Origin of the sequence: Paenibacillus hexagrammi, assembly GCF_021513275.1 — a bacterium.
GTDB classification, from domain to species: domain Bacteria; phylum Bacillota; class Bacilli; order Paenibacillales; family NBRC-103111; genus Paenibacillus_E; species Paenibacillus_E hexagrammi.
In genome coordinates, this window is the sequence record NZ_CP090978.1 from 17,299 (window position 1) to 37,945 (window position 20,647).

The window sequence follows — 20,647 nt, forward strand, 5'->3', positions numbered from 1 at the left end:
CACATGTATTTGAATTGTTTTTCCTCATCAATTTTGACGAATGTACATGCATTTGAAGATGATAACGTCAATTTTCTTTTACCCAGTATCTTGTTTACAGAAAATACCATGACCTAATTAAGGTCTTTTTTATTTTTATACTATAAGTACTGGGCTAAATGTGGTAAAATATTCACTAATGGTTTTTTCGAGTAAAGCTTTAGAGCAACATAGAAGATAGATGAGGTGGAGAATATGACAGAGAGCGGTATGACGTTACAAAAGCAATCGACGAATAACCTATTGCGGAGAGATGTTCGCTTTTTAGGCCATATTTTGGGCGAAGTACTCGTCCATCAAGGCGGACACGAGCTGCTGGATGTTGTGGAGAAGATTAGAGAGATGAGTAAATCTTTGCGTGCTCATTTCGTACCGGAGATTTTTCAAGAGTTTAAAGATACAATTCGTTCGTTGGCACCAGAAATTCGTCACCAGGTAATTCGAGCGTTTGCTATCTATTTTCAGCTGGTTAATATTGCTGAGCAGAATCATCGGATTCGTCGGAAGCGCGATTACGAGCGTACGTCCGGAGAAATGGTGCAGCCAGGCTCCATTGAGAGTATTGTACAGGAACTGAAGAACAATCAGATTCCATATCAAGAGGTTCAAGAGATTCTTCAAGCAATCTCCCTTGAGCTTGTTATGACGGCTCATCCAACAGAAGCAATGCGCAGAGCGGTTCTTGATATTAATCTTCGCATATCTGACGATATGATGAAGCTGGATAACCCGATGCTTACACATCGTGAGCGTGAACAACTGCGTGAGAAGCTGCTAGGTGAAGTGCTTAACCTATGGCAAACCGATGAGCTTCGTGATCGTAAGCCAACTGTTATTGATGAAGTACGAAATGGTCTCTATTACTTTGATGAGACGCTGTTTGATGTTCTACCGGAGGTTTATCAAGAACTGGAACGCTGCTTAGAGAAATATTATCCGGAACAGACATGGCATGTGCCCTCATTCTTGAAGTTCGGCTCCTGGATCGGTGGGGACCGTGACGGTAACCCATCTGTTAAAGCGAACGTTACATGGGAAACACTGGGCTTGCATCGTCAATTGGCACTACAGAAGTATGGTGAGATTTTAAAAGAAACTGTAGGGCACATGAGTTTCAGCAAAAATATTGTTGGCGTCAGCGACGATCTGCTGGCTTCGATTCAAAGTGATCGAGAAGCTCTTGGTAACGTTCAAGACGTATGGCGCAATGAAAAAGAGCCTTACCGCATCAAGATGACCTACATGATCGACAGAATTCATCATACGGGTAATCCGAATGTACCGGCTACGCAGAAGTACAACAGTCCTGATGAGTTTATCAATGACTTAGAAATTATTGATGCAAGCTTGCGTAGTCACTATGCTAACTATGTTGCGGATAAATATATTAAAAAGTTGATTCGACAAGTTGAATTGTTCGGATTCCACTTAGCAGCGCTTGATATCAGACAGCACAGTAAAGAGCATGAGCAGGCGATGACAGAGATTTTGGCTAAAATGGGCATCACAGAGGATTATAGCAAGCTAAGTGAAGAAGAGAAAATTCGGCTGCTTACTAATATCTTAGATGATCCTAGACCGATTACTTCAACTTACCTGGATTATAGCGAAGGCACGGAAGAGTGTCTGAATGTATACAGAACCGTACAGCGTGCTCAAAAAGAATTTGGACGCAACTGCATTAACAGCTACCTCATTAGTATGACACAGGGCGCGAGCGATCTGCTGGAAGTGCTGGTGTTTGCTAAAGAAGCTGGACTGTATCGCAAAGAGAGCGATGGTTCAGTTACTTGCACGTTGCAGTCTGTACCGTTGTTTGAGACGATTGACGATCTGCATGCTGCACCGGAAATTATGTCTACGCTTCTTGCAATCCCAGCTTATAAAGCGAGCCTGGATCCTGTTACACAGCTTCATGAAATTATGCTTGGTTACTCGGATAGCAATAAGGATGGCGGCGTTATTACAGCGAACTGGGAACTTCGCATGGCGCTTCAGAATATTACGGAATCTGCGAAAAAATTCGGCGTGAAGCTGAAATTCTTCCATGGTCGCGGCGGTGCTCTGGGACGCGGCGGTATGCCGCTTAACCGTAGTATCATGGCACAACCGGTTGAAACGCTTGGGGGAGGCATTAAAATTACGGAGCAAGGTGAGGTTCTTTCCTCAAGATACTCCCTGCAAGGTATTGCCTACCGAAGCTTGGAACAAGCGACTTTTGCTTTGATTACAGCTTCAAAGCTTTCGCGTTCACCACAAAGACTTCCGCAGGAAGATAAGTGGGAAGAAATTATGAAAGGTATTTCCGAGCGTGCTCAGACGAAGTACCAAGATCTTATTTTCCGAGATGATGATTTCTTGACCTTCTTTAAGGAGTCAACACCACTTCCGGAAATCGGTGAGCTGAATATCGGTTCTCGTCCTTCCAAACGGAAGAACAGCGATCGTTTTGAAGATCTGCGTGCGATTCCATGGGTATTTGCATGGACACAAAGCCGTTATTTGCTGCCGGCATGGTATGCCGCTGGTACCGGCTTGCAAAGCTTCTATCAAGGCAAAGAAGAGAACCTGGTTACACTGAAACAAATGTACGAAGAGTGGTCATTCTTCCGTTCTATGATCGATAACCTGCAAATGGCTTTGGCTAAAGCAGATTTGTTGATCGCTAAGGAATACGGAAATATGGTGAAGAAAAGCGAAATCGCTGAGCGTATTTTCGGGCTGATTAGGGAAGAATACGACTTAACATCTAATATCATTTTACAAATCACAGGCCAGCACGAAATTCTGGATAATGTACCAGTCATCCAAGAATCCATTCGTTTGCGTAACCCTTACGTGGATCCGCTTAGCTACATGCAGGTGGAATTACTTACAGAATTGCGAGCACTTAGGGATAACAACGAAGACGATTCCGAACTTCTTAGAGAAGTGCTGTTGACCATTAATGGTATTGCTGCTGGACTGAGAAATACAGGCTGATCGCCATCAATAAGCGTGAGCAAGGTACGGAAAGAGAAGTCGGGAGCTTTGAATAAAGGCTCTCGGCTTTTCCTGTCTTGTTGTCCTCAGCGGAGTGATGTGGATTAGAGACAGGAGTGTTAGACAACGTGAATATGGCACGATGGGTATCTATTATTTTGGTAATCATAGGTGCTTCAAGCTATGGGCTGCTTTCTTCTTTTATAAAAATGGCTTACGGACAAGGGTTCGGAGACGGGCAAATTACACCGGCCCAAATGGTTGTAGGTACTTTTTTTGTGTGGATCCTCGTCTTATTTCATAAACCTTCCTGGCAAAATCCGTTCAAAGGTCCGTGGATCAAGCTCGGGCTTATAGGTATTTTTGGGTTAGCGTTAACGACTATCTTTTTAAATATTGCGATATCTGAATTAAAAGCATCACTTTCGATCATATTGCTGTTTCAGTTTACATGGATGACCATTGCCATGGATTGTATTGCGAATCGGAGATTACCAAGAAAAGCGGAGCTCCTGGCCATTCTCCTCATTATCGTCGGTACTCTGCTCTCTGTGAATATCTTGGAAACGGAGCTGCGGCAGATCAGTATGAGGGGGATCCTTTTCGGTATTTTGTCGGCCTTAACATACAGTTTATTTCTGTTTTTTACTGGGCAGGTGAAAAGCACGCTCCCACCTTTAATGAAATCGGCGGTGATGGTAACCGCGGCAATTCCAGTTCTGTTTTGCATCTATCCGCCAACAGTATTTTTTCAGCCAGATGGAGGTAAGCTGCTGCTCTGGGGGCTTTTGCTTGGCTTGTTAGGGCAAGTGGTACCGACAATCGCTTTTAATATAGGCATTCCTCGTATCGGTAGTTCTTTGTCGGCAATGCTTGGATCGATTGAGCTCCCCGTAGCTGTAATTGCGGCATATCTGATTATCGGTGAACCTGTAACTGGCTTGCAATGGCTTGGAATGGGACTTATTTTAGTAGGAATTGTAATTTCTGAAAACAAATCCTGATGATTTGCGTATTCATAGTAGGGTTTGAATTGTGATGAAGCCGGAGGATAAGTGTAGTGAATTTTGTAGAAGCACGATTGGCGAAATTGGCCAGGAACGGAGATCGGGCGGCTTTTGCTGAGCTAGTAGAGCTCTATAAAGATAAGATCTTTCACTTGGCTTACCGAATGCTGAACAACAAGCAGGAAGCCGAAGATGCGGTGCAGGAAACATTCCTGCGGGTATACACCAATTTACATCGATATGATGAGAATCAAAAGTTTTCTACTTGGATATTTCGAATCGGCACTAATCTATGTATCGATAAGCTGCGTAGAAGAAAGAACACCTACTCACTGGATGCAGAAATGCCTGAAGGTGAAGGGTCAGACTACTACTCCATGCTTCCTAGCAATGAGGCAACACCCGAGAAGCAGGTGATCGTATCGGAAACGCAGGAGCAGATTCGTCAAGCTATCGATACATTGCCGGAGAAATACAAGTCTGTGGTGATCCTGAGATATTTACACGATATGTCACTACAAGAAATCGGCGATGTCCTGAATATGCCTGTCACCACGATCAAAACCCGCGTTCATCGAGGACGAGAATACTTACGTAAGAGGCTTGAACAAAATGAACAACTTTCCATCTAAATTCAGCGCAAATGTTGAAACATATTGCCCTACCATACGTATGGTATACCACTCAAAGCAAAAGTTAAGGAAAGGGGTGGCTGACAATGAATTGTAGAGAAGCCCTCCCGCTCATGCATGAATACCTGGATGGTGATTTGCAAGGATCAGAGGCCAAGGCGCTGAAGGAGCATTTGATCGCTTGTACGGCATGCCATACGTTATTCAGAGAACTGGAGAGAACAGACGCAATCGTCAAGTCGCTGCCATCTGTGCGGGCATCGGATGATTTATCAGCTCGGATCATGAACAGTCTTCCTCCATTGAAAAAGCGAAGCTCTTGGATGGAATGGGTACGAAGGCATCCAGCGGTTTCGGTTGCAGCTGTTTTCGCTGTTGTTATGTTCGGAAGCTTCATGTCCATGTGGAACGATGATCAGCAGCTAATGGTCAAAGGAACCGACTTACAGAATGTCGTGATTCAAGGAGACACGGTTATTGTCCCTAAAGGACATACCGTAAATGGCGATCTCGTTGTCCAAGGGGGAAAGCTCGAAGTCGAAGGCGATGTAACGGGAGATTTGACTGTCATTGACGGCTCTTTGAATCTGGCTTCAACCGCACATATTTCCGGGCAAGTCACGAAGGTTGATGAAGCAGTGAGCTGGGTATGGTACAAGATGAATGAGTTTTTTACTGTATTTTCAAAATAACAATAACTAGACCCTTTATCTAGTGGTGCTGGATAGGGGGTCTTTTTATGCGTTCTAGCGAAACGGCTATCTAGAATAGAACTAAGCTGTGTATTATGATATGATCTACTGTAGAGAGATAAAGCTTGCAGTTGTTGGGGGAATCATGCATGGATTTACTCACGAGCTTTTCGTTTAAGGATGCAATAGACATCCTGATCGTCAGCTATGTGATTTACAAACTCATTTTGCTTGTGCGCGGTACTAGGGCGATTCAGCTTACCAAAGGGATCCTTGTGATTGTTTTTACATGGGCCATCAGTATTTGGTTCAAACTGAGCACACTGCAGTGGATGGTAAATCAGGCATTTACGTTCGGAGTTCTTGGCGTTATTATTATTTTTCAGCCGGAGCTTAGGCGTGCGTTGGAGCAGCTTGGACGAGGGGAAATTATTTAGCCGATCCTCCTCCGAGGAAGATCAAGATGTCAATAAACGAATAAGTGAAGTCATTAGGGCTGCCAATTATTTGGCCAAGCGTAAGATTGGAGCTCTGATTGTGTTCGAAAAAGAAACCGGACTAAGCGATTACGTAGAATCTGGAATTGGTTTAGAAAGCAAGATCAGTGCGGAGCTGTTGATCAATATATTCATTCCGAATACACCGCTGCATGACGGGGCTGTTATTGTGCGTCAAGGGCAGTTGATGGCGGCAGGCTGCTATTTACCGCTGTCAGAGAATCCCTTTATTAGCAAGGAGCTAGGAACCAGACATCGAGCTGCGATCGGCATGAGTGAAGTGTCGGATGCGATGTGTATCATCGTTTCAGAAGAAACCGGACAGATTTCATTAACGATGAATGGACATATTGTGAGAGATATTAAAGAGGAATCACTGATTAGCAAATTGTTCGAGGAATTAAAGCCTAAGGCGAAGACAAAAGAGAAGAACCCTTTCTTGAAATGGAGGGGGCGTTCTAATGGATAAATGGTTGCGTAATACGAATGTAGTGCGGGTTATCGCGCTTATGATTGGGATTCTTCTATGGGTTGTTGTACATATGGAAGAGACGAATGTTTCCGGCACCACGTTACTCAGGGATCGGGAAGAAACGATTAATAATGTGGCTATAACGGCTAAGTATGATGAGAGTCACTTTTATCTGTCCACAATGGATCCGGGGAATGTCCAAATCATTCTTAGAGGAAAAGAAGCAGCAGTGAAAAAGGTGACGACCAGTAATAATTACAAGATCGAGCTGGATCTGACCCAGGTAACGGAGGGAGACCATTATCTGCCTGTTAAGCCTGTTGGGTTCCCTTCCGATATTGATGTGGAAGTCATTCCGAAGACGGTACATGTGGTCATTGAAGAGCTTCAAATGAAGGAAGTACCAGTCGTGATAAATGTGAAAGGGACACCTGCAGCAGACTTGAAGGCGGGCCAGCCTATTATCAAGCCTAATAAGGTGTACATCACTGCGCCAACAGGCAAGCTGGACCAAATCGAGAATGTCCGCGGCGACGTATCGGTCGATAAGGCACAATCCGCTGTGACGAAGCAAGTGAGACTTCAGGCTTTTGATAAAGATGGCAAGGAGATTGCGGTGGAGATGAACCCTCCTGTCGTGGATGTGGAGATCCCCATTACGAGCCCGTTCCAAACCATTCCTCTACAGTTGAAGGTTACAGGTGAACCGGCTAAAGGGTTCGCGATTTCTTCCATTACGCAGACACCGGACAAGGTCACCGTCTACGGAACTCAGGATGTCGTGGACAGACTGGAGTTTTATCAAGGGCCTCAAATATCCGTTCAGGATATTCGAGAGACGAAGGATTATTCACTGGACATCCCGCTTAGGAATAAAGTAACTCAGTTGGATCCGGCGAAGGTCACGGTGCACGTAGAGGTTGTACCTTCTGTAACCAAGCCTATTACGAATATTCAGCTTACAATCGTCGGGCAAAATGAAAATTACGATACGAAAGTGGTTGTGCCCGAAACGGGACAGATTGAAATGACGGTAGAAGGCGCTCCTGCGATTATGGACCAAATCAAGGTTCAGGATATCCAAGCCATTGTGGATGTCAGCAATCTGCCGCCTGGTAAGCATGAATTGAATGTAACCTTCAATCTTCCTACTTATGTGAAGAAAGGCGCTCCACAAGACATTAAAGCAACTGTAGAAATCAGCGAGAAAACACCACAACAAGCGGCAAGTCCGTGAGTTGGTAAGCGAAGAGGAGAAGAGTTACATGGGGAAATATTTTGGTACAGATGGAGTTCGGGGTGTAGCCAATACAGGCTTGTCGCCTGAGCTCGCATATAAAATCGGCCGCTGCGGGGGTTATGTGTTAACCTCCCAGGCCCAGCATCCTAAGGTTGTCATCGGGAGAGACACTCGAATTTCGGGTCCGATGCTGGAAGCCGCGCTAGTGGCAGGTTTGCTCTCTATTGGAGTGCAAGTCATTCGAATTGGTGTTGTCAGTACGCCGGCCGTAGCTTACTTAACGAAGAAATTGGGGGCAGATGCAGGGGTTATGATCTCCGCTTCCCACAACCCTGTTGAAGATAATGGGATTAAGTTTTTTGGCGGGGATGGGTTTAAACTTCTGGATGAAACTGAACTAGAAATCGAAAAATTAATCGATGCAGAGGTCGATCAGCTGCCAAGACCTGTAGGCGGGGAAATTGGAACTGTAACCGATGATCTGGAAGCGAAGTTTGCTTATTTAGAATTTTTGAAATCTACAGTATCGAGTTCTTTCCAAGGATTCAAAGTGGTGCTTGATTGCGCAAATGGTTCAGCATACGAGCTTGCTCCGAAGGTATTCCGAGATCTAGGTGCAGAAGTTATCACCATCGGGGCAGAGCCAAATGGTCGCAACATCAACGACAATTGCGGTTCTACCCATCCGGAGAAGCTTCGTGAAGAGGTAGTGAAGCATGGCGCGGCGATCGGATTAGCGTTCGACGGTGATGCTGACCGCTTAATTGCTGTGGATGAGACGGGTGCCGAGGTAGACGGCGACTATATTCTGAGCATTTGCGGCGATGCGCTTAACCGTGACGGCAAGCTGAATCACAGCACCATTGTAACGACTGTAATGGCCAATATCGGATTCTTCAAAGGCATTGAGAAGGCCGGCTTAAAGGCTCTGCAAACGGCTGTAGGCGATCGTTATGTGATGGAAGAGATGCGCAAGGGAGGATACAATCTCGGAGGAGAGCAGTCCGGTCATGTTATTTTCCTGGATTATATCTCAACTGGTGACGGGATCCTAACTGCCATTCAGCTGATGGATACCATTGTGAAGTCTGGTCGTAAGCTTAGTGAACTGAAGAGCATTATGCGCAAGTACCCGCAAATTCTGGTAAACGTCCGTGTTGTGGATAAAAGCAAGCTGAAGGATAATGCTAAGATTGAAGAAGCGATTCGCAAAGTAGAAGACGAGCTTGGCGATAACGGCCGCGTGTTGGTTCGTCCTTCTGGTACGGAATCCTTGATTCGTGTCATGGCTGAAGGGCCGGACAAGGATCAAGTGGAAGCTTACGTCAATGATATTGCCAAAGTCATTCAGGAAGAGCTTGTATAAAGGGATTCATCCCCTTGTTCGGAGCAAGTTGGTCCGACAAGGGGATTTCTTCTCTATGAATCTAATTTGATAGCTGCTAGAAAAAATCAGTTGCACATCAGCAGGGAAATGAATATGATGTAATTATGTTTTCATGAGTTTTCATGAAGCTGTACTCAAGAAGGAAAGGCAGGGTAGAGGTTAACCTTAGCATGACAAGCGCCAGAACTCGCATGCGGAACGGACAATGCGTAAGCGAGTTGACGAGGTGAAGGTGTTCGAAATATTCGGCGGGGACCTTCCGGCATGGGTGAGTGCCGTTAAGTTGGCAGGAAAAAGAGTCTGGGCGACCGGGCTGACAAAACTCCAACATCGCATCAATAGGTAGCAATGTAATGGACGTCAGATAGATGTTTGTTTTTGGTATGGACAAATTCTCAAAAAGCTCTATGAAAAAAGTCCTAATTTAGGGGCTTATTAAACTACGGAGGTATACAAACTATGTGCGGAATCGTTGGATATATTGGTAAGCGTAATTCTCAAGAGATTTTATTGGAAGGGCTGAAGAAGCTGGAGTACCGCGGATATGACTCCGCTGGTGTGGCCGTGTACACAGCAAATGGATTGCAAATTCAAAAAGCAAAAGGCCGGATCGCGAATTTGGAATCTAAGCTTGAGGTTGCTCCACTGGAAGGAAGCGTAGGTATCGGCCATACTCGTTGGGCGACACATGGTAAGCCTTCCGATGTAAACTCTCATCCGCATACGGACAATTCTCTTAAGTTCTCCGTTGTTCATAACGGTATTATTGAGAACTATATTAGCTTGAAGGAAGAGCTGATCGCGAAAGGGCATGTATTTGTGTCGGAGACAGATACAGAAGTTATTTCGCACCTAGTTGCTGACTTGTACGAAGGAGATATCCTTAAAGCGGTACAAAAAGCAGTGACAAGAATGACTGGTGCTTTTGCACTAGGTGTTTTGACGGAGTATGAGCCGGATCGTTTGATTGCAGTTCGACAAGCGAGTCCTTTGATCATCGGTATCGGGGAAGGCGAGAACTTTATCGGTTCGGACATTCCTGCGATTCTTGAATATACACGCAATGTTTTCATTTTGAATGATGGTGAAATGGCTGTTTTGACTCGTGAAGGCGTTGAATTGATGACGTTGGAAGGTAATTTTATTTCCAGGGAAATGTTCCACGTAGATTGGGACATCGTAACAGCTGAAAAGGCTGGCTTCGATCACTTCATGTTGAAAGAAATCCACGAGCAGCCTAAAGCCTATCGTGATACGATGAGCAGCCGTATCTCCGCAGACGGAGCATCGGTGACTTTGAATGAATTGTCGATGACTGTCGAAGAAATTCGAAAGATTAGCCGTGTTCATATTGTGGCTTGCGGAACGGCTTTCCATGCAGGAATGGTTGGGAAATACGTCATTGAGAAATTGGCGCGCATTCCGGTAGAGACGGATGTTGCATCCGAATACCGTTACCGCTCTCCAATTATCACAAAAGACACCTTGGTCATTGTCGTGAGCCAATCTGGTGAAACTGCGGATACTCTAGCAGCGCTGAGAGAAGCAAAACGTTGTGGAGCAAAAGTACTCGCAATCACCAACGTAGTTGGCAGCTCCGTAGCACGTGAGGCGGACGATCTGATTACGACATGGGCAGGACCTGAAATTGCGGTAGCTTCAACGAAAGCTTACACGTCGCAATTGATTGCTTTTTACCTCTTCGGTTTGCACCTAGCTCAAACGCTTGGTACTCAAACTGCTGATGAAATCAAAGAAGTAATCACTGCTATGAAAGCTCTGCCTGAGCAGGTTGAAGCGATCCTGGCTCAAGCTGATGCTTTGAAAGTAGTAGCGGAAGATATGGCGAAGCACGATAACCTGTTCTTCATTGGAAGAGGACTGGATTATGCGGTAGCCTTGGAAGGCTCATTAAAGCTGAAGGAAATCTCCTATATTCACTCTGAAGCTTATGCAGCGGGTGAACTGAAGCACGGTACGTTGGCTTTGATCGAGGAAGATGTTCCAGTCATCGCACTGGCTACCCAGCACGAGCTTCTGGAGAAAACCGTGAGCAACATTAAAGAAGTGAAAGCTCGCGGCGCTAACGTGCTTGGTATTGCGGTAGAAGGCGAAGAAGAACTGCAGAAATCCGTAGACAGCACCTTCATTATTCCTAAGACTTTGGATGTATTGTCTCCTGCACTTGCTGTAGTTCCGTTGCAGTTGCTTTCCTACTATGCCTCCTTGGCTCGCGGAAACGATGTCGATAAGCCGCGGAACTTGGCGAAGAGTGTGACTGTGGAGTAGTAGGGAGAGCTTGAAGTTTGCAAATGTCAGATGTTAAAAAAGTCGTGAACCAGTAAAAGATGTCATGAACCAGTAAAAAATGTTGTGAACCAGTAAAAGATGTCGTTAACCGAAATGCAAGATGATTGAACATCTAGAAGGGAGCCCGGGGGAATGATTCGGGCTCCCTTTTATCTACGCGGAAATTAAGATACACGGGACTTTACGATCGGTGGTGAAACTGATGAGTGGCATTGGCTATAGAATCAAATGTATCCGAAAAGAGAATAATCTAAACCAAATTCAGTTTGCAAAGATTATAGGAATTTCCCAAGGTAACCTGAGTGAAATTGAAATGGGAAATAGTAATCCCTCTGCAGAAACACTTATATCAATCCGAACACAATATAACGTGAACTTGAACTGGTTATTAACCGGTGTCGCAGCAGAAGATGGGACGACATATGAAGATGAGTTCGAGAAAAGGATGATTGAGGTTTTTAGAAATCTTGATGACTATGACAAGAACGAAATAATTGAAATTATACGAGTGAAAATAAATTTAAGATCAATATAGTTGTTCAATGAAAAAGGATTTTCGCTTAGATTAAGATAACCGGACAGTGAATAGTTCTTGAAAGAAAACAAACCCAAAACCTTATTGCTGTCCGCATGTTAAAAAGTTGGAAAGTAGTAAAGAAAGTTAGAAAGCAGTAATGAAAGTCGGAGAGCAGTTAAGAAAGTAAGAAAGTGGTTTAAGACCGCATAATAACACACACACAGAAAGGTCCCGATGATATTTTATCTCGGGACCTTTTAATGTTTAGGAGGGTTTTAATGTCTTCAACTTTAGGTCAGCGTATTCGAATAATTAGAAAATCAAATATTTTGAATCAGGTTGAATTTTCCAACTACATTGGTGTGTCACAAGGGACTTTAAGTGAATTAGAAATGTACAAGCCGGAACGATTCATGGATTTCAGGGAGACGAGTGCGACATCATAATTTCGGTGTTGAATCCGCCGCCTGCGATTATATCATCGAATACGATGTTTCTAAACAAGCGCAACGTCATAAATGTTTCTGTCAGACGGGCAAGAGACTATACTGTCATCCTCATGCCGTATGACAATACCGAACAGGTTAACTAATTGAAATTCAAAAAAAATCTAAGCTCTATGCAAGGCAACAAATGAGTGCATAGAGATGCACTCGTCTTACGTCGAGGGGTGGATCTTTTATAATGAATATTATTTGGTGGAGAACTCTTTTTCAACAAGTATATGTCAAACCGGAAAAGCGGTATGAAGTGAGAAGCGAGGAAATGGCGGTTGATATTCAAATTAACCCGATCCAATAATAAAGAGGAGATATCTAAATTGAAAATCGAAGGGAAACATAGGTATAATAGCTCGTTTGGACCGTGCGGTCACGCATACGAATTGGTGGCTATTGTCCCACAACCATTAGATGCTCGAATGTTTGATATGGAAACTATTGATAAGCCGGTTGGTAGAATAATCGAGAAAAAAGATAACAATTACTTTGTAAAAGTTATTTGCCCAAAGTGTTATCAAGACAATACAATTGAACATGAGAATTAGGAATAAAGCACAAATACGGTGCTGCTCTTGAGAAAGGAGCTAGGTTCGTGAGTACACTTACAGGGCATTATATGAAAACTTATTTTCCTCAGCTTCAGCGTGACGACAAGCAGTATGAGACTGAAAAGAAACGACTTGAAAATTTGAAAAATAAACTACGCAATAAGGAATTATACAGCCGTGGGCTGCCCTTTCAGGCACTATCTCAAGTAGAACAGGCCAAGCTTGCTAATTTTTTTGAATGTAGTCAATGAAAGAGGAATTTATCTCCAATATGGCTAAAAATGATATCAGAAAAGACTATAGCTTTTTAGCAATGTCTTCTGAACGTTGTATGTGGACTTCCGCCGTGGAGGAGGACACTATAGGGTGGGACATGAGGATTCTTGATGTTAAGTACTTCTATCGAAGCTATCTAGGATGGGATTCTGATGGTCTTTTGGAGTTATTGGAGCATCATGCGGATGAGATTCTTCATTCGTTAAACAAATATCCCACTTTGGCCAGTTTAACTCGCTATTTGGAATACATCTCCACAGTGTGGTTGCAATGGATCAACCAGCGCATCATTAAACGGCGCCCATTGGAAGAAACAAAAGAAGAGTTGCTGCAAATTTTACAAACACTAGGGTCATGGTCGGAACAAGCTGACGCAGACCTCGACACATGGCGAAGTAAGCAGATAGAAGCAGGAACCTTAACAGCTGAAAAAGTCTCAGGAGTATTTGCGGCATATCGTACAAAAATGAGTGAATGGTGGGAATACCTTGAGGTCCTTTCCACTTTGAAGGATGAAATTAAAGAAGATATGTTCAAGCAGGAAGGTACGGGCTTGTTCGGTCCAGTACCTGAAGAATTGAGGGCAGATAAAGTTCTAGTCGATGAAACAAGTATCAACGATTTGCAACCGATTATCACCGAAGGTCATCGTGTAGACGATTACCATAATAAACTAGAGGAAACACGGGAAATGATCGAGGAGTTTCGTCTCAAAGGGGGCCGAGACTGCTACCGCAATTGTCCCCAGGACATCAAGGTGTATTTCCGAGAAATATTCATGAGCAAATCCGCTTACAAGGGTCAGAAAGCGTTGCGTATCGCGAGGGATTATTTGAAACAAGCCGATCTGGATCCAACCAAACCATTCAAAGACAAAGCCCATTATCTTTTTTTTCGAGAGAAGATATCCAGAGGCTATTTTAGAGAACAAGGTAAACTAGAATTATATATGCAGAGAATTGAGTTGCAAGAAAAATTAGATGAATGGGCTATAAAGGCATACCTATTCTATGACTACAAGGAGATGCTTGGTTTTCTTGATCGCATATACCGGTATTTTATTGAAACCGTAAAGAGGCATCCTAATAATTAACGCTGGATTTTTAAAAAACTCGTTCCCCTGACAAACCGAGGTTTTCCTCTTAATATAAGAGTGTGCCACATAAATAACTCACTCTAGGGAGGAAACAAATATGTTTAAACTGAATGAAGTATACAATATCGTATGGGCTGAGTACATCGGGCTTGATTGGAAGGACCAAGAAAACCTCGAGTGGGCACTTGAAACCTACAACGGACTATCCCAAACGGACCAATCCAAATTCGATAGCTTAGTTACCAAAGCTCTGTCTGACTGCCGAGTCGAATTCAAGTCTTTTCCAAAGACTCATCGGACAAAAGCAGATATGGAACTGCGAGAAGAATTGGAGCATGCGATAATGGAAAAGCTCCAAACGCTGTTCCATCAATACATCGACTAACCCCTCACACAAAAGCGATTCTCGTCAAGAGAATCGCTTTTGTATCTTCATACCTTCTTCTCCAATGCGCTGCTGTAGCTGTAAGTTAGGGAGTCATAAAGTAGGTCATCAACGGTTATTGACCATAGCAAGGATGAGCAGACTGATATTAAATTTGTTGAAGAGTTGCCATCATTCGGTAATTCTACCGATTACAAAGAAATCGGATTACCAATAGATAAAATAGGCACGTTAGTATGTGTTTTTTGAAAAGTTGGATATGCAGATTCGATGAATGCAGCTGCATTTATCCTTGAATTTGAGAAGCTTTTGAAACAAATAATAACAGGGGAAGCAGAAATAATATATAGTGAGCGTTGGGGGAAGTCATAAAGATACGATATAAATAATTATCGATAGGGGAGAAGCTGTTGTATTTATGCCTCCCCGTTATCAGGTTAAATGAGTAAAATGGGTTGAAGTTGAATATGTCGTGGCTAAAGATGAATACCAACAACCGTATATCTGTATGTCGGTTGTTGGTATTAGTTGTTTGTCATCGGATTGTTATACTTCATGAATTTCGCAATTTCCAAAAAGTATGGTTACTTGCTGCTGGTCCATTTTTGCCGACTTCGGGATTCCTATTACTAACTGCCATTTTGGCGGGACATTGCAACGTAAAGTAAGCCTTCTTTTCATCAGGCATTTGCATCGGGAGATTAAAGTCATTAATTGAAAGGTTTTGCCCAGTGCAAGGGCGCGTCGTTTGAGTTTGACAAAAGGTAAGTAGTCTGCACACGCTCAGTTGTAATATTCGGGGTGATCGCCCTAGTGAGATTTTCCCTGCCTGCGTTTAACATTTATTTAAGATGCTTTGTATCAATTCTAAGTTGATCTGCTTTAAGAATAGTTAACTCCCAATTACTATTAGATATGTAATAGATGCCATCCTTTTGAGCAACTAAACTAGAATTTTCAATTGTAGTGAAATTATTATATATAACCGTTCCTCGCTCTGATGTCGAAATAATAGTACGTAAGAAGTTTCCGGATAAACCAGATATTTTGGGAAGCAAAGTCATAGTAAACGAGAGAAATACTAGGATCAGAAAAAGAACTATTGGCTTTATTTTGTTTTTCAATAATGCATCTGACTTGTTCTTAAGAACATCTTTATTAGCCCGTTTCTTTGTAGTATCAATAAAGAAAGCAATGCAGAATGTGAGTAACAGAATAATTATAAATGTAATAATTAATTGAAAAATATTTATTGGTTGAAGTTTCGGAAATAATTCAAATGCCAACAATAAGTACACTAGTACAGTCATTGGAAGCCATAAGATAAATCGATATAAAAGATATTTGCGTAGATGTTCAAAAAAACTAAAAATGAAGGCAACTCCAAATAAAGTGTACAACCAGAATCCAGCTGTTTCTGTGTTGATTTTCAAGACAGTAAATATGATAGCGGCGCCTAAAGACCCATACAATAGCCCTGATAAGGCTGATAAGATCCCACGTGACATTTGAATAGAAAGATAAACAAATAATGCGATTAAGAAAGGACCAGCCCACAGCAAACTGGAACGAAGCCAAACTGTAAGAGAGTAATGAGGTTCACTAACGAAAAATGTCATTAAGGCAATTTGAAAAATAGTTAAGCCAATGATAGTAATAAGCAGAAAGGGAAATCCTGTGATTCGTTCTCCCTTAGTAAACAATTGCTTTCCTACTATGGCTAAAAAGTATAAAATTAATGTAAAGATAATTATGATTAAAACGAATGTAAAACTTGTAATTATAACTGAATAAAAGGGAAAGGGAATATTCAAAATAAGTAAATCAATTAGCCCGATAGACAGTGTGTTCGTTCCAGAAAAATAATACCCATAAAGAAATGAATAGCCAATTGTATAGAGGAGAAATCCTCCTATTGTAATACAGGTACTAGTCAACGAAATAATACTCATCACTCTGAATATTCCTTGTGTTATTGGATGTTTGAATCCATGTTTTAGATATTCAAAAATATTTTGAAACAAGGTTACCCCTCCGTATAAATATTAAATCCACTCGCACATGTATGGTTTAGAGTTTAGTCACCTCATCATGAGAGGCACGTCCCCTGGAAAACCATTTAAATGTGATGCCATAAATTCAATTTCTGAACTATTCTTTTGAGCTAATAAGCGGTTCTATTATAATTTAATATTTTAGCATAGCTAGGCGTGTTGGTATATTATGTATATGCGTAAGGAATATACTTTTTAATATTTTTACTGTTGGTTTAGATTGGAGGGGGAGTTATATGACGGAATTTCAATTTTGCCAAGATGTTTATCTTAATTGTGATCGATTACTTGCAATCTTTCCTGAGGATGACTCTTCTGTACTATTCGACATCGCAAGATACACTCAAAAAAATCAGTCATATCCTTTAAATTCGGCACATGAAAAAATGCTTTCGGTGGCAGTTGAATTAGAGCTAATTATTGTTAATGACGGACAAGCCACATTCTCTAATAACTTTGTTACAGTGTACTTCCTAGCAAGGGAGATTTGTAATAATCAACTTATACCTATCTTTGAAAACACAGCGCAATTTTGGGAAGCTTTTGAGCAACTTTGTCGTGATACTAGGAATCAGGCAATAAAACATATTGCTGAGATGGTACTTATTGTTCTTAGTAGAGATTTTTCTAAAGATATTTGTGCGCAGGTTTTGAGTATTGATCGAGATAGATTCTGGATGGTTTATTTTGCAATAACCGACTCTTTGCCCTATATAAATAAGACATTAGATTCATTGCTTGATATGACACTGTATATTGCTCAAATGACTAAAAGCGATATGACTCATGGGCGAATCTATAGCGCTATCTCTAAAATGTGTGAGATACAACCTGAATTAGGTTCTGAATTATTTGCAAAATTGAAGGAACAGACAGATCAATTGCTTATTTCATTAATACCCGCGGTTTTATCAGGGATTTCAAAAAGTACTAAATTCGAAGACGTTTATGAACGAGCTTTTCAATTAATAAAGGATGAAAACCTCGAGATAAAATGTCAGGCTATATTTACTCTTTCTCTTTTTGATTACGACGATTTAAAAAGGACTTATTTGTCAGAGACAATTAATGAATACAATAGACTTGTGCAAGGAACGACCGATTCACATATTCTTAGCGTAGTGGCAAAATCTTACGGGAATTTAATGTCAAAAGATAGAACAATTCCAAACAAACTCGTAGAACTTTCACACATTAGTGACTCAAATGTTCAATATGAGCTATCTACTATCTTATTTCAGCACTCTGAGTATAAAAGTGAACCGTGGTATAAAGATATTTTAATCAAACTATCTTTCGTTGAAATACAGTACAAGGGGATTATAGATAATTTATCTTATTGTCTTCATAACTTTGTAGAAGATGAACCTGAATTTATTTTCACCTTTTTTGAGCACTGGGTACAAAATAGACAATATTATGAAGAAAGTAGTTCTAATATCGCAGAGGTATTCAAATTCGCTTTAGAGGAATTGCATACTACTAAGAGGTGGTTGATTGAAAAATATATTACTCTTTGGTTCAATCATAACGATTCGGTTCTTCATACTGCCGCGGCAGATATAGTGAATTACTACGGTGTTCGGGAGTCGACATTTCAACTCTGTAAAACCGAATTAGATAAAATGGATTCCAATGACATCCATTTTATTATTTCAAAAATATTAGGATATGTTCACTGGAACACAATGTTATGCGCTCTTGTTTTTTCTGTATTACAAAGAGAGCCCGTTAGTGATGTTATTAATGGGAATGTGTTATGGGCGTTTAACAATTACATAGCTTATAACTATCCAGGAGCTACTAGAGATTTACTCAAAGTAAAGATAGAAACAGGATCTGAAACTGAGATCCAAATGGCAAAGAAAATCTTAGATCAAATAGAGAGATATTTTGAAAATTTACGCAGATTGCCGAAATTAAAAGAGTTTTATCCAGTTGAAAGTCGTGCAAATGAGTACTTAAAATTGAAAGCACGAAAGCAGGATAAAAATATAAGAGAAAAATCTGAGGAAGGCTCAGTTCTATCTAAACTTTTTACAAAAATAGTCTTAAAGGGTGGAAAAACATCCTTTTCTAAGTATCAAGGTGAGTTTTCAGACAGGACGGCCTTACAAGAGATTTCATATTCATATGAGCTGCCACGTGGCGAAATTTTTGACCCTGTTGGTCAAAAACTTTTACGTTATCAATGGAGAACTTTAAGAAGAAAAGAGGCTCGAGATGAAACTGATTATTCGTGAGTATCTTTCATTAATGAAAGAAAGCGAAGAATTAGATTCTATGCTGTCGGATTTACTTTTGTCTATGGACATTGAGCCCTTGAGCAAACCTCAACGGGGGGTACGGCAGTATGGGGTGGATATAGCAGGCATAGGCATAGATCCGGAAGACCAAGTTAAGAAAGTATTTCTATTTGTTATAAAGCAAAAAGATATTGATCGAAGTTCTTGGGATTCCGGTCCACAAGCTGTTAGGCCCTCGTTAAATGAGATTTTTGATGTTTATATACAAACTATGATCAGTTCTGATTTTAAACATTTACCTAAGAAAATTATTGTAGCAACAAATGGTGATTTGGCACAGACTATTCAAATGAATTGGAAAATGTATATTGATGAGAGAAGAAGAGAAGGGGAAATTGAATTTGATTTTTGGGGCGGGGACAAACTTTCAATTCTTATACAAGAGTATTTATTCAATGAATATCTTTTCCCCCAATATGCTCAAAGCTATCTAAGGAAAACGTTAGCATTTATAGATTTGAACGATTACGACTTATCTCATTATTTTAAATTAATTGACGAAACGCTCTTTCAAAGGGAATTAACAAAGGAAAAGGATAGATTGAAAGTAATTAGGTTATTACATCTATCACTAAATTTAATTTTTCTATGGTCTGATAATGCTGACAATCTGAAACCTGCATTGTTATCAGCAGAGCGAGTAATATTGAGAGTTTGGGATTGGCTTATTAAAAATAATTTGATTTACAATGACAAGATGGTAAATGAATTTTTAAAATTGGAGTCTACTCGATCTTCGATTAATAATGCCTACTTTAATAAGATTCAAAAGTACTGTTATATTAAGGATGGGTTATCCGGCTACGGAGCAGAAGAAATTGAATATCCTATGTTGATATTTGAACAAATAGGTATCTTAAGCATTATGGGGTTAGATTGTATTTATAAATCTATGTTTTTTGAGAATGAAAGGAATAACCTAATTGAAAATGCGAAAGTAGTTAGCGATGCTTTGATAAAGTTAATTAAGAACAACAAAGCGAGTTTATATCCATTATTAGATGGACATAGTAATGATATCAATATTGCACTAGTTCTTCTATTTTATTTGGATAAAAAAGATGAAATGAAAAATTGGCTGTTTGAGTTAATTAATCATATTTTTCTTAACTATAGATTCAATCGTAGATTCCCAATCTTATCTGATTCTTATGAGGAATTGATTGATATTGAATTAAATGATTTGGAAAGTAAAACTGAGTCATCGACATTAATCCCAATTATTTTAGAATGGGCCATTTTATTAGATTTTGAGCAATTATACGTCGAGACAAGGGATGCGTTAGTAAACATATTACCCAAATTGAATTTGCAAATTTGGTATCCGGACGATGACTCAGAAAATTTTATGTATCATACCAATGCCTTATATGAATCTGGATCCATGAGGACATCAATTGATATGCCAGAGAATTTTAATGAGTTTAAAGATCAAGTTCTAGAGGAGAAGGAGCAACATGGTGATCCACAAAAATTTTCATTCTTTTCTAATGGATACCTAATAATTGGTTTACTATCATCAAGGCATTTCAGAACACCGGTTTTTCCCGAGTACTGGCGCAGATTCATTACATAACCGAATCATTCAATGTATTAAAATGCCGCGGTAATAAAAGTATCAATTATAAGTGCTCATAATACGATAAGTCTCAATTATAATAATTTAAAGTCTCATTTTTTTTTGTTAAAACCCATCATTTAGATGTC

At 40.8% G+C, this 20,647-nt stretch carries 18 protein-coding genes; 17 read left to right on the forward strand and 1 reads right to left on the reverse strand.

What is annotated here, in order from left to right:
* Positions 1-234 precede the first annotated feature (234 nt).
* The 15 genes from ppc (at position 235) to L0M14_RS00235 (ending at position 14,580) form a co-directional block, all read left to right on the forward strand.
* Positions 235-3,021: a phosphoenolpyruvate carboxylase gene (ppc, locus tag L0M14_RS00165; protein WP_235120114.1), complete on the forward strand. Its 2,787-nt coding sequence runs from the start codon at positions 235-237 to the stop codon at positions 3,019-3,021.
* Positions 3,022-3,155: 134 nt separating this feature from the next.
* Entirely contained in the window at positions 3,156-4,025 is an 870-nt protein-coding gene (locus L0M14_RS00170) for a DMT family transporter (RefSeq protein ID WP_235122762.1), read from the forward strand.
* A 56-nt stretch (positions 4,026-4,081) separates the two neighbouring features.
* Entirely contained in the window at positions 4,082-4,660 is a 579-nt protein-coding gene (gene sigW / locus L0M14_RS00175) for an RNA polymerase sigma factor SigW (protein ID WP_235120115.1), read from the forward strand.
* 86 nt (positions 4,661-4,746) lie between these two features.
* Positions 4,747-5,352 (forward strand): zf-HC2 domain-containing protein, encoded by a 606-nt coding sequence (locus L0M14_RS00180; RefSeq protein ID WP_235120116.1) that lies wholly within the window; start codon positions 4,747-4,749, stop codon positions 5,350-5,352.
* 149 nt (positions 5,353-5,501) lie between these two features.
* Complete coding sequence (locus L0M14_RS00185; RefSeq protein WP_235120117.1) at positions 5,502-5,789, forward strand: hypothetical protein; 288 nt, start codon at positions 5,502-5,504, stop codon at positions 5,787-5,789.
* Entirely contained in the window at positions 5,752-6,318 is a 567-nt protein-coding gene (cdaA, locus tag L0M14_RS00190) for a diadenylate cyclase CdaA (protein ID WP_235120118.1), read from the forward strand. The genes L0M14_RS00185 and cdaA overlap by 38 nt, the downstream gene beginning before the upstream one ends.
* Complete coding sequence (locus L0M14_RS00195; protein WP_235120119.1) at positions 6,311-7,558, forward strand: CdaR family protein; 1,248 nt, start codon at positions 6,311-6,313, stop codon at positions 7,556-7,558. The genes cdaA and L0M14_RS00195 overlap by 8 nt, the downstream gene beginning before the upstream one ends.
* Positions 7,559-7,586: 28 nt before the next feature.
* The gene (gene glmM, locus L0M14_RS00200; protein ID WP_235120120.1) at positions 7,587-8,927 is read left to right on the forward strand and encodes a phosphoglucosamine mutase; all 1,341 of its coding nucleotides are present in this window, start codon (positions 7,587-7,589) and stop codon (positions 8,925-8,927) included.
* A 480-nt stretch (positions 8,928-9,407) separates the two neighbouring features.
* The gene (gene glmS / locus L0M14_RS00205) at positions 9,408-11,237 is read left to right on the forward strand and encodes a glutamine--fructose-6-phosphate transaminase (isomerizing) (RefSeq protein ID WP_235120121.1); all 1,830 of its coding nucleotides are present in this window, start codon (positions 9,408-9,410) and stop codon (positions 11,235-11,237) included.
* 223 nt (positions 11,238-11,460) lie between these two features.
* A complete protein-coding gene (locus L0M14_RS00210; RefSeq protein ID WP_235120122.1) occupies positions 11,461-11,793 on the forward strand; it encodes a helix-turn-helix domain-containing protein in 333 nt (110 codons plus the stop codon).
* Between the two features lie 260 nt (positions 11,794-12,053).
* On the forward strand, positions 12,054-12,221 hold the full coding sequence (locus L0M14_RS00215; protein ID WP_235120123.1) for a helix-turn-helix domain-containing protein: 168 nt from the start codon (positions 12,054-12,056) through the stop codon (positions 12,219-12,221).
* A 374-nt stretch (positions 12,222-12,595) separates the two neighbouring features.
* A complete protein-coding gene (locus L0M14_RS00220) occupies positions 12,596-12,820 on the forward strand; it encodes a hypothetical protein (protein WP_235120124.1) in 225 nt (74 codons plus the stop codon).
* Between the two features lie 47 nt (positions 12,821-12,867).
* Positions 12,868-13,074, forward strand: coding sequence for a hypothetical protein (locus L0M14_RS00225; RefSeq protein WP_235120125.1), 207 nt, complete (start codon positions 12,868-12,870; stop codon positions 13,072-13,074).
* 20 nt (positions 13,075-13,094) lie between these two features.
* Entirely contained in the window at positions 13,095-14,192 is a 1,098-nt protein-coding gene (locus L0M14_RS00230) for a hypothetical protein (protein WP_235120126.1), read from the forward strand.
* Between the two features lie 100 nt (positions 14,193-14,292).
* Complete coding sequence (locus L0M14_RS00235; protein ID WP_235120127.1) at positions 14,293-14,580, forward strand: hypothetical protein; 288 nt, start codon at positions 14,293-14,295, stop codon at positions 14,578-14,580.
* Between the two features lie 842 nt (positions 14,581-15,422).
* Here L0M14_RS00235 and L0M14_RS00240 read toward each other — a convergent pair.
* Complete coding sequence (locus tag L0M14_RS00240; RefSeq protein ID WP_235120128.1) at positions 15,423-16,604, reverse strand: hypothetical protein; 1,182 nt, start codon at positions 16,602-16,604, stop codon at positions 15,423-15,425.
* Positions 16,605-16,870: 266 nt separating this feature from the next.
* Between L0M14_RS00240 and L0M14_RS00245 the strand changes: the two genes are divergently transcribed.
* On the forward strand, positions 16,871-18,877 hold the full coding sequence (locus tag L0M14_RS00245; RefSeq protein ID WP_235120129.1) for a hypothetical protein: 2,007 nt from the start codon (positions 16,871-16,873) through the stop codon (positions 18,875-18,877).
* Positions 18,858-20,516 (forward strand): hypothetical protein, encoded by a 1,659-nt coding sequence (locus L0M14_RS00250; RefSeq protein ID WP_235120130.1) that lies wholly within the window; start codon positions 18,858-18,860, stop codon positions 20,514-20,516. Before L0M14_RS00245 ends, L0M14_RS00250 begins: the two co-directional genes overlap by 20 nt.
* Positions 20,517-20,647 lie beyond the last annotated feature (131 nt).